At 52.3% G+C, this 9,635-nt stretch carries 9 protein-coding genes and 4 pseudogenes; 7 read left to right on the forward strand and 6 right to left on the reverse strand.

Annotated elements, in window-relative coordinates:
* The 6 genes and pseudogenes from NG99_RS15255 to NG99_RS29985 all read right to left on the reverse strand — a co-directional run.
* Window positions 1-701: pseudogene (locus NG99_RS15255) on the reverse strand (Replication protein); the annotation flags it as partial.
* On the reverse strand, window positions 694-771 hold the full coding sequence (gene tap, locus NG99_RS30370; protein ID WP_072017529.1) for a RepA leader peptide Tap: 78 nt from the start codon (window positions 769-771) through the stop codon (window positions 694-696). The gene tap and the pseudogene NG99_RS15255, both read right to left, overlap by 8 nt.
* A gap of 244 nt (window positions 772-1,015) precedes the next feature.
* Complete coding sequence (locus NG99_RS15260) at window positions 1,016-1,249, reverse strand: RepB family protein (RefSeq protein ID WP_034894676.1); 234 nt, start codon at window positions 1,247-1,249, stop codon at window positions 1,016-1,018.
* A 162-nt stretch (window positions 1,250-1,411) separates the two neighbouring features.
* A complete protein-coding gene (locus NG99_RS15265) occupies window positions 1,412-1,804 on the reverse strand; it encodes a hypothetical protein (RefSeq protein ID WP_034894678.1) in 393 nt (130 codons plus the stop codon).
* 92 nt (window positions 1,805-1,896) lie between these two features.
* Window positions 1,897-2,430 (reverse strand): phospholipase D family nuclease, encoded by a 534-nt coding sequence (locus tag NG99_RS15270; protein ID WP_034894680.1) that lies wholly within the window; start codon window positions 2,428-2,430, stop codon window positions 1,897-1,899.
* A 107-nt stretch (window positions 2,431-2,537) separates the two neighbouring features.
* A pseudogene (locus tag NG99_RS29985) lies at window positions 2,538-2,738 on the reverse strand (hypothetical protein); the annotation flags it as partial.
* A 204-nt stretch (window positions 2,739-2,942) separates the two neighbouring features.
* Here NG99_RS29985 and NG99_RS15275 point away from each other — a divergent pair.
* The 7 genes and pseudogenes from NG99_RS15275 to NG99_RS29990 all read left to right on the forward strand — a co-directional run.
* Entirely contained in the window at window positions 2,943-3,632 is a 690-nt protein-coding gene (locus NG99_RS15275) for a helix-turn-helix transcriptional regulator (protein WP_034894684.1), read from the forward strand.
* 94 nt (window positions 3,633-3,726) lie between these two features.
* Window positions 3,727-4,098 carry a VOC family protein gene (locus tag NG99_RS15280; protein WP_034894687.1) on the forward strand — a complete coding sequence of 124 codons (372 nt, stop codon included), beginning with the start codon at window positions 3,727-3,729 and terminating at the stop codon, window positions 4,096-4,098.
* On the forward strand, window positions 4,095-4,535 hold the full coding sequence (locus NG99_RS15285; protein WP_034894690.1) for an EVE domain-containing protein: 441 nt from the start codon (window positions 4,095-4,097) through the stop codon (window positions 4,533-4,535). The genes NG99_RS15280 and NG99_RS15285 overlap by 4 nt, the downstream gene beginning before the upstream one ends.
* Before the next feature lie 157 nt (window positions 4,536-4,692).
* Window positions 4,693-5,251: pseudogene (locus NG99_RS15290) on the forward strand (recombinase family protein).
* Between the two features lie 49 nt (window positions 5,252-5,300).
* Window positions 5,301-8,309: a Tn3 family transposase gene (locus NG99_RS15295; RefSeq protein WP_034894693.1), complete on the forward strand. Its 3,009-nt coding sequence runs from the start codon at window positions 5,301-5,303 to the stop codon at window positions 8,307-8,309.
* A gap of 79 nt (window positions 8,310-8,388) precedes the next feature.
* Window positions 8,389-8,565, forward strand: a pseudogene (locus NG99_RS29280) (IS91 family transposase); the annotation flags it as partial.
* Between the two features lie 751 nt (window positions 8,566-9,316).
* A partial coding sequence (locus NG99_RS29990; RefSeq protein WP_232298322.1) for a hypothetical protein occupies window positions 9,317-9,635 on the forward strand: 319 nt, incomplete at its 3' end.

Genomic DNA, 9,635 nt, shown 5'->3' on the forward strand with positions numbered 1-9,635 from the left:
TTCAGCTGATGACGGGCGTATTTATCGCGCATTGACTCGGCCACGCCGGTGGCCACCGCCCACTGGCGGTACTTGTGCAGCCACTCCCGCACGTTCTCGACGGTCATCCCGCGAGAGGTGAAGCACCGCTCCGTCAGGAAAATGCGCACCGGCTTGTTCTGGCCTGAGTCGGTATCGCGGTCACGGTGAACCACGACATAGTCCAGCTGCTCGAGGACGCGCAGCGCGTGCAGCAGGACGTCGTAGGCTTTACGGCCGCTTTCGTAGACATGCAGCACCCCCATCCGCCGGGCGATTTCTTCCACCGGCAGCATCACTTCGAACATGTACTCGCTGTCCGGGCTGTAGTCACAGTTGGCCGCCAGCACCAGCGACAGCGCGGTGAGCGCTTCCCGGCTCTCTGAGCGCGGCGTGATGCGCATCGGCTTTGGCCGGAAGGACGGATCGAACATGCGGGTGTAGGGCGTGTAGCCCTGCTGACGCAGCGCAATCAGGTCATGATTGCGGCACCAGTCGTGGCCACGGAAACAGGCAACGACCTTTGCCGCCATGCCGCGCGGGGTCTTGTCGTTAAACACGGGCTGATGATTACGGTGGGTTTTGGACAGTCCTTTCCTGAGACGGTTGGACTCGCCGCGCCGTGAAGGCCGGTATAAACCGGGGGTGTCAGAATGAGGTAGAGCAACAATCTGGTCAGCCACCCCTGCCTGCGCTTATGTCGCGCAGAAGGAGTAAGCACAGAAGGTATTGTCTTTTTCTGAGCATGCACATATACTCCCCGTATAGAGCAACAGCTTCTATACAGTTTTGTTAGTGACCCCGGTTAATCTTTCCAGCCCGCCAAAGCGAAGAGATTATCGGGGTTTTCTTTTATCTGGTTCAGGTCAATTCTCTTCAGAACCAGTTCCATGCCACCTTATGGTGTGGCCCGCCAGAATGTCTTAATGATCCGTAATCTATCACTTGATATTACAAAACCCAAGTTATTTGTTTTATATCTACATTTTAGGGTAGATCACAGATTCTCAATGAGTTCTTCAATTAACTCTTTCTGCGTCATACCTTTTTCCTGACAGATACGAACAAATTTATCCTTCAACTCTTTGCGAACAGTCGCACTTACAAGAGCATGAGTGCCTCTTTTCCGCTCGTTATAAGCCTGTTGTCTTTCTGCAAGACTTAGAGGGTTACCTTTCCTGTAAGGGCGCTTCTGTTTCGCCGGAGCAGCACCTGGCTGTTGCTGTGGCATGAGGCCTCCTCAGAAAAAAATGAAAACTTTTCCGGAGGATAGCACAGCGTTCAGGCTGATGGGTTCACTTTTTTCAGTGAACGGACAGTTGGCGAACTGCCCGTTACGGCGGATTACGTGATCGGGTATAAAAATCAGTGAAGCAGTAAGGGCTGGCGGCCCTTACTCTGCCTGCATAAACGTCAGCACCGCAGATGAGTGCGGATCGCCCGGCAGATACGGCGCCAGCCGGTACACCCGTGCCAGCGACGTCACCAGGATCAGAATGTCCGTCACGTCCTGCAGCGAGATCTCCAGCAGGGACAGGCGGACATTGTCCGGCAGCAGCGGGGGCAGGCTGAGTTTCCCCTCCCAGATGGTCAGGCACAGCTGGCTGCCCTCACTGTGGTACATCACCAGCTCGGTAACCGCATTCCCGGCCCGGTAGCAGGTCAGCTCAATTTTCTTCACCCGGGGCAGGTTCAGCCGGATGCTGCGGACAAAATCCTCGTACGCCTTTGTGTGCTCAATTCTGTCCGTGGTCGTCACGTCAAACAGGTAACGTTCTTTAGCCATCGATCCTCCCTCTGTTCTGTTCCGGGTTACAGTGGTTATGTGTTATGTCAGTCATGGAAAGCGCCTGATTAAGGTTAATTATCGGGGGTGAGTCAGTACGGCAGGCGGTAATCATCACCGCCGTCCCAGCGAGACTGCCAGTGTGCGAGGTAGCGTTCTGCCAGCTCCGGCATGTCGCGGATGACCAGCGCGTTCTCGCTGTTCCGCTGCTCTCCGCTGCGGGTGTAATTTAGCGACCCGGTCTGAACTGTGCGGCCGTCGGTGATGAGGGTTTTGTCGTGAAGGATGGCGTACTTTCCGTTGGTGCGCACCGGGATGCCGTTGCTGACCAGCAGGTTCATGGCCGCCTGGCTGGTTTTGCTGCGGTTGCCCTTCTCATCCAGCACCACCTTCACGTCCACGCCGCGTGCCTTCGCGCGGATAAGTGCCTGCACGATATCCGGCGCGGTGAAGCTGTAACCGGCGAGGCGTATCTGCTGCCTGGCGCTGTCGATGACGTTCAGCACCAGCGTCTGTGCTGTGCCCTCCGGTGAGAAGCCCACGCTGACGCCGGGGGCGGCCGGGACGGTCAGCGGGCAGAGCAGTATCAGGCCGCTGAGTAACAGCGGCAGGTGACGTTTGTGCATAAGGTTTCCTTTCAGGGGTCGTGAGGGGTCAGGGTTTTAATCGGGCTTTGACGCTCAACGAACAATGATCTTGAGGTTTTTCATGATGGTTTCTTTCAGTTGGCCTTTTAGCCGAACTCCCGAATCAACGCATTCAGTTCTGCAGGTACCTTCCGGTAGCTCACCAGGCATACATCGAGAGAATGAGCCCTGACCAGGTACAGAGCACGTCTGAGTGCAGAGATTATCCAGCGGGGGTCATTACCGAAGGCTCCCCCGCCAACCAGGGTCAGATAGACCCGGGGGTTACCCGTGCGGTGACAGTTAAGGGGTCTGAAGCCCAACCGTACGAAAACGTACGCTAAGCACATTTTTTAATCATCTCCCAAAATACAGGCCGATGAAGTCATTTTGATAACGAGGTTCCCCTTGGATACGCTCAGTGAAGAGCTCATACTCAGAGAACGGTACTGTCAATATTTGGCAGTATATGGGCGCAAGCAGACTAATTGTATTCTGAGAGATGCCGTCATATGTCCCGGGTTCAACGCTTACTTGATTTAATTCAGATTTTGCGCCGCCATCGATTTCCTGTTACCGGGGCGAGTTTGGCTTCGGAGCTTGGGATAAGTCTTCGCACGCTCTACCGTGATATAGGAATATTGCAAAAGCAAGGTGCAAACATTGATGGCGAGCCCGGGCTTGGCTACGTCTTGCGGCCTGGCTTCATGCTTCCTCCACTTATGTTTTCGGAGGACGAAATTGAGGCACTCGTTTTGGGATCTCGCTGGGTTGCCGATCGCGGTGATGTCAGGCTCAGTGCCGCTGCCCGAAGTGCTCTCACAAAGATAGCAGCTGTTTTACCCAATGATTTGTGCAATGCACTCGATGCAACAGCCTTGCTTGTTGGTCCCGGTGCCACTATCACGGCAGGAGATGAGGAGATACCTCAAATTCGTCGGGCCATTCGTGCCGAGCGCAAGCTTGAGATCAGCTACCACAGCCTCAATAGTGTTGAATCCACGAGAACAGTCTGGCCTTTTGCACTCGGCTATTTTGATCATGTCCGCGTTCTTGTTGCATGGTGCGAGCTGCGCCAGGCATTCCGACACTTTCGCACTGACAGAATTTCATCTTTAAAAATCACGGAACAGCGCTACCCGCGGCGGCGGCAGATTCTTTTAAAAGAGTGGCGTGAAATTGAAGGTATTCCTCCGCAGTAATCTATCACTACTGACATGTTCTGACAGTAGTCCTGTTTAGTATTGAATTGTGGCCTGTAGCAGGCCATTAAATTCAACAATGTGGAGTTATACTATGACGGATCCTAATTTTATCATTTTGTATGTAAACAGCCCGGCGAACAGCACCGTTTTCTATGAAGACCTCCTTGGAAAAAAACCAATCGAAGAATCACCTACTTTTGCCATGTTTGCCCTTGGTTCGGGCGTTATGCTTGGGTTGTGGTCGAAGCACACTGTTGAACCAGCAGCGATAGCAACCGCTGGCTGTGGTGAACTGGCCTTTGCTGTTGCCAGCAACGATATGGTCAATGCTATGCATGCTGACTGGAGTGGCCGCGGTCTGACTACCCTGCAAGCACCGACCGATATGGATTTTGGTTACACATTTGTTGCGCTTGACCCCGATGGCCATCGTCTCCGTGTTTTTGCGCCGTCTGCACGATGAGCAACAACTGGATTGCCGTGGCCTCGGCAGAACATGTTCGGATAGGCAGAGCTGGCGGTTTTATGCAGGTCTGTCATGGCAAGGCGACCCCATTGCGACGTGTTAAACCGGGGGATCATGTTGTTTACTACTCTCCAACGCTTGAGTTTGGTAGCAAAAAAAAACTACAGGCTTTCACTGCTATCGGTATTGTCAAAGCGGGGGAACCCTACCAGTTCGATATGGGGAATGGATTTTGTCCTTTCCGACGTGATGTGTCATGGTTTCATGCTAATGAATCGCCTGTCCAACCAATCCTGGATGTTCTGGAATTCTCAGCAGGTAACAGAAACTGGGGATACCAACTTCGATTTGGTATTTTTCAGATTAGCGATCATGACATCAAAGTCATCGCCGCCAGGATGAATGCAGAACTTCAGGGTGAGATTAGTTTGTAATAACAACAATATTTCAACTGTCCGCTTGATCTATACCCTAACCTGACGTCAGGCCCGATACTGAAAGACTGTCAGAATAAAGTCACTATGCTCATTTATTGACACAAGTAATTAAAGGTCATAGATTCTTTTCTGACACAATCGGTATTGGAGGCGTATGAAAGGTCAACGTATTGGCTATATCCGGGTAAGTAGCTTTGATCAACCCAGAACGGCAACTGGATCAGGCTCCGGTGGATAAAGTCTTCGTCGATAAAGCATCAGGTAAAGATATTCGGCGTCCAGAGCTGGATTCACTGTTGTCATTCGTGCGTGATGGCGACACAGTGGTGGTTCATAGTATGGACAGGCTGGCTCGTAACCTGGATGATTTGCGCCGTCTGGTACAAAAGCTTACCCGTAAGGGAGTGCGTATCGAATTTGTTAAAGAATGCCTGACATTCACTGGCGAAGATTCACCAATGGCAAACCTGATGCTCTCAGTGATGGGGGCTTTTGCCGAGTTCGAACGTTCTTTAATCCATGAACGTCAGCGGGAAGGGATCGCTCTGGCCAGGCTGCGTGGAGCTTATCGTGGGCGGAAAAAATCATTGTCTTCAGAACAACAAATTGAAGTCCGACTGCGAGCAATGAATGGTGAGAAAAAAGCCCAGCTTGCCCGAGAGTTTGGTATTAGTCGTGAAACGCTGTATCAATATCTGAAACAGACTGATTAACTTCTCATTTTTAAGTATTCGTATGTGATCCGTAGCCAGGGAGGCACTTTTGCCAGCAGACTTTTTAAACGCGGAACAACGTGCCAGTTATGGTCAGTTCTCTGGTGAGCCGAATGACATTCAACTTGCTCGTTTCTTTCTGCTGGACGAAGCGGATATGGATTTCATTAATCACCGGCGCGGAAGGGCAAACCGTCTGGCGGTGGCATTGCTGACCGGCAGCGTTCGATTTCTTGGCACATGGCCTCATGACTTGTCAGCGACCCCAACCAACGTACTGTGGTTTGTTGCCCGACAGCTGGGTATATCCGACACGAATGTTCTGTCCGACTACTCCAGAAGAGAAACCACGCTGCGTGAACACCAGGCTCTGATCCGCCGTCAGTATGGTTATCGTGATTTTGCGTGGCCGTGGACCTTCAGGTTAAGCCGGTTACTGTTCACCCGCAGCTGGCTCAGCAACGAACGACCGGGGCTGCTTTTCGATCTGGCTACCAGCTGGCTTCTGCAAAATAAAATACTCTTGCCGGGTGTCACCACGCTGACACGTTTGATATCCGAAATACGTGAAAAATCAGCAGGCAGGCTCTGGTCACGCTTGTCCGGACTGGCATCAGACGAACAGTGCTCATTACTTGAAGAACTGTTACAGGTGCCTGATGGTGTACGCACCTCACGTTTTGATCAGCTAAGAAAAGGTCCTGTTGCCATCAGCGGTCCGGCATTCAACCAGGCCGTCGCGCGCTACCTGAAACTGAAAGTATTTGGCATGCAGGATCTCGACTTCACCGGTATTCCTCCGGTACGTTTCAATGCACTCGCCCGGTATGCTGATATGATTTCAGTGTACAAAATAGCCCGGATGTCGCCCACAAGGCGAACGGCGATGCTGGTTGCCTTTGTTCGTTCCTGCGAAATATCGGCACTGGATGATGCGCTGGACGTTCTGGATGGGGTTATTGCTGATATCGGTCGGGAGGCGAAAAAAATTGGGCAGAAAAAACGCCTGAGAACACTGAAAGATCTTGATAAATCAGCACTGGAACTGGCACATATCTGCTCGGTACTTCTGGATGAAAATATCGACAGTGAGTTGCTTCGCTCGACAATTTTTGAAAAATATCCTCCGCCCAGGCTGGCCGATACCATCACATTTATAAACGCTATTGCCCGACCTCCTGATGCCAGCTTTCATGATGAAATGTTGGAACAGTATGGGAGAGTCCGCCGTTTTCTTCCCTGTTTGCTGGAAAATATTGAATTCAGCGCTGCGCCGGCAGGTGAAAGCACGCTGGAGGCTATACGCTATCTTGCGGCGATCCGATTAACACGGCGGCAGCATATTGATGATGCGCCAATGGCGATAATTACCGGTCCCTGGAAACGGCTCTGCTATGGCAAAGACGGTCATTTATCCCGACAGGGCTATACCCTCTGTGTTATGAATAAGTTACAGGACAGTCTGCGGCGACGGGATATTTACGTCGCACGGAGTGAACGATGGGGCGATCCGCGGACTAAACTTCTCCAGGGGCAGGACTGGCACACCAACAGAGTGCAGGTGTATCGTTCCCTCGGGCATCCTCTTAACGCCGGGGATGCTGTCAATGCGTTGGCCCGACAGCTCGACACAGTGTACCGACAGGTAGCCCAAAATTTTGCCGATAATCAGGCAGTTTCACTGGATTTCACCGGTAAACGCACGAAGCTGACCATTGCTCATCTGAGTGGGCTGGATGAGCCACCTACACTGAAGTTACTCTCAAAACGTATATCTGACCTGCTCCCTGTTGTTGATCTGACAGAACTTCTTCTCGAAATTAATGCGCATACCGGATTTGCTGATGAATTTACTCATGCAAGCGAGGCTGGCGCCCGAATGGAGGGCTTGACCGTCAGTATCTGTGCTGTGTTACTGGCCGAGGCCTGTAATATTGGGCTGGAGCCATTTATCCGCCCGAATATCCCGGCGCTGACCCGTCATCGGCTGAACTGGACCAGACAGAATTACCTCCGTGCTGAAACGCTGGTCAGTGCCAATGCACGGCTGGTTGATTATCAGTCTACTCTGCCCCTGGCCCAGAAATGGGGCGGTGGCGAAGTGTCCTCTGCGGATGGCATGCGGTTTATTGCACCTGTCCGGACAGTGCACGCAGGGCCAAACCGAAAATATTTTGGCTCCAGCCGCGGGATCACCTGGTACAACTTTATTTCAGATCAGTATTCCGGGTTTCATGGCGTTGTCGTTCCAGGCACGCTAAGGGATTCTATCTTTGTTCTGGAAGGATTACTGGAGCAGCAAACCGGGCTAAATCCAACTGAAATAATGACCGATACGGCAGGCTCCAGCGATCTGATTTTTGGCCTTTTCTGGTTACTGGGCTATCAGTTTTCTCCGCGTCTGGCTGATGCAGGTGCTTCAGTGTTCTGGCGTGTGGATAAAGAGGCGGATTATGGCGTACTGAATGAACTTGCCCGTAACACAGCCAATACGCGGAAGATAGAGCAGCACTGGGATGACATGATGCGTATGGCCGGTTCCCTGACATTGGGAAAAATCCGCGCTTCAGTGGCAATCCGTTCATTGTTGAGCAGCGAACGACCTTCCGGCCTGACGCAGGCGATTATCGAAGCGGGGAAAATAAATAAGACATTGTATCTGCTTAATTATATTGATGATGAAGATTATCGCCGCCGCATCCTGACCCAACTCAACAGGGGAGAAAGCCGACATGCTGTAGCCAGAGCGATTTGCCACGGACAAAAAGGTGAAATCAGGAAACGCTATCAGGATGGGCAGGAAGATCAGCTTGGTGCGCTGGGACTGGTGACCAATGCTGTCGTTCTCTGGAATACCATCTACATGCAGGCTTCACTGGATCATTTACGTAATGAAGGCGAAATCATAAGTGAAGAGGATGAAGCCAGACTTTCGCCACTGAGACACGCGCATATTAACATGCTGGGGCATTACACGTTCACACTTGCGGAGCAGGTAACAAAAGGCCAGCTAAGGCCACTGAAGCAAGCGGAAGATACGGACGAATGGCCTCTGTGACGGTCATCTTGTCGCGAAATTTGGTGACTATCTGTTCAAAAAACGTACTTGGCGTACGTTTTCGTACGGTTGGGCTTCAGACCCCGTGAAGGTGTGCTACGCGCAGCTGAGTAAGCAGTTCCTGGGCCGCGATCCGTTTGAATGCATCCTGTGCGGTGGGCATCTGTCTTACCGTCGTGCGATCGCGGGTCTGAATGTGCAGGCCCTTAAAGTGCATGCGCGGGATATAAGCCTGATGCGGTACGTGCCGGCCTGACGCAGGGCAGATCTGTCTGTTGCACGGTTATCGTATGTAAAACAGGCATTATCGGTATAAAAAAACACCACCCATCCTGAGCGCAGAGCGTATGTCAGCCCCGGCATTCCGCAATGCTGAAAATTTCACCATCCGGCTCAGGGGTACGGATGGTTTGAATTTCCTATACGTGTACTTTATTACTGAGGAAAAAGTCAATCCCTGTAAACTTACAGGAAATCTTCGCGCGGTGATTTATCTGATGCGCCACAGCGCATGAAGGCGACAAAACCAGCCACATGAATCGCGAAGGGTAGGGGTCGCCGGTGACGCGGCTTTGCCGCTCCGGTTTGATAGATTTCACCAATCCCAGCCTCCTCCCTGCAAAGCCAGACCCGCTTTCAGCCACGAAGAAGTCATATTTGCGCTGACGGAGTGGTCACGGCAAGGCGTAGCCGCAGCCGGGGCGTATCTCCGCGTTAGCGGGCCGTCAGGGCCGCTTACGGGCGTGTATGGCCGTATTCCAGCCACTTTCCCACAGATCCTCAGACGTTCAGTTGTGGCACTGATTAATAAGCGGCACAGTACTAAGTCTGCGGCCGGGCGATCATATGATTGTTGTAACTAAAATGCTCGCCGGACTGATGCCCCGGACGTGTCCGGGGAGCTACTTCATACCGGTGCGTGAGTGTGTCCACGGTTGCCGGAGGGATAATTTTGCCCCGGGCGAAGCCTGGGGTGCTACTCCTGAAGCCATGCCGCAGGCTGGCTCATGAGTACTCCCTTTTTAAAGGGCATGTTTTGTTCAGAAGTAACGTTCGAAATTAGTGCTTTTACTGGCAGGGGCTTCGAAGTTAACTGCAGGCGGTGTGTGGACATGGCCACGGTTACGAATTTAACTGCTTTATTTGCGCGCAGCGATGGACACGGTACCGGTGCGGGACTCTTCCGGATGGCCATTATGATGACCGGAGGACTGTTACGGGCGAGTGAATGCCTGCCGGATGCGCGGTTTCCCGCTCAGCGCCAGCACAAAAACCGCGAAGGACGCGGTAAGTTAAAAAGAGGGGATATTAAAGGGGGACGCCAGC

Source organism: Erwinia typographi (assembly GCF_000773975.1).
GTDB lineage: Bacteria > Pseudomonadota > Gammaproteobacteria > Enterobacterales > Enterobacteriaceae > Erwinia > Erwinia typographi.

Bases quoted from the DNA above. Each gene is read 5' to 3' on its own strand.
- tap (WP_072017529.1), bottom strand. From the start codon at position 771: ATGTGCATGCTCAGAAAAAGACAATACCTTCTGTGCTTACTCCTTCTG.
- NG99_RS15260 (WP_034894676.1), bottom strand. From the start codon at position 1,249: ATGCCACAGCAACAGCCAGGTGCTGCTCCGGCGAAACAGAAGCGCCCT.
- NG99_RS15265 (WP_034894678.1), bottom strand. From the start codon at position 1,804: ATGGCTAAAGAACGTTACCTGTTTGACGTGACGACCACGGACAGAATT.
- NG99_RS15270 (WP_034894680.1), bottom strand. From the start codon at position 2,430: ATGCACAAACGTCACCTGCCGCTGTTACTCAGCGGCCTGATACTGCTC.
- NG99_RS15275 (WP_034894684.1), top strand. From the start codon at position 2,943: ATGTCCCGGGTTCAACGCTTACTTGATTTAATTCAGATTTTGCGCCGC.
- NG99_RS15280 (WP_034894687.1), top strand. From the start codon at position 3,727: ATGACGGATCCTAATTTTATCATTTTGTATGTAAACAGCCCGGCGAAC.
- NG99_RS15285 (WP_034894690.1), top strand. From the start codon at position 4,095: ATGAGCAACAACTGGATTGCCGTGGCCTCGGCAGAACATGTTCGGATA.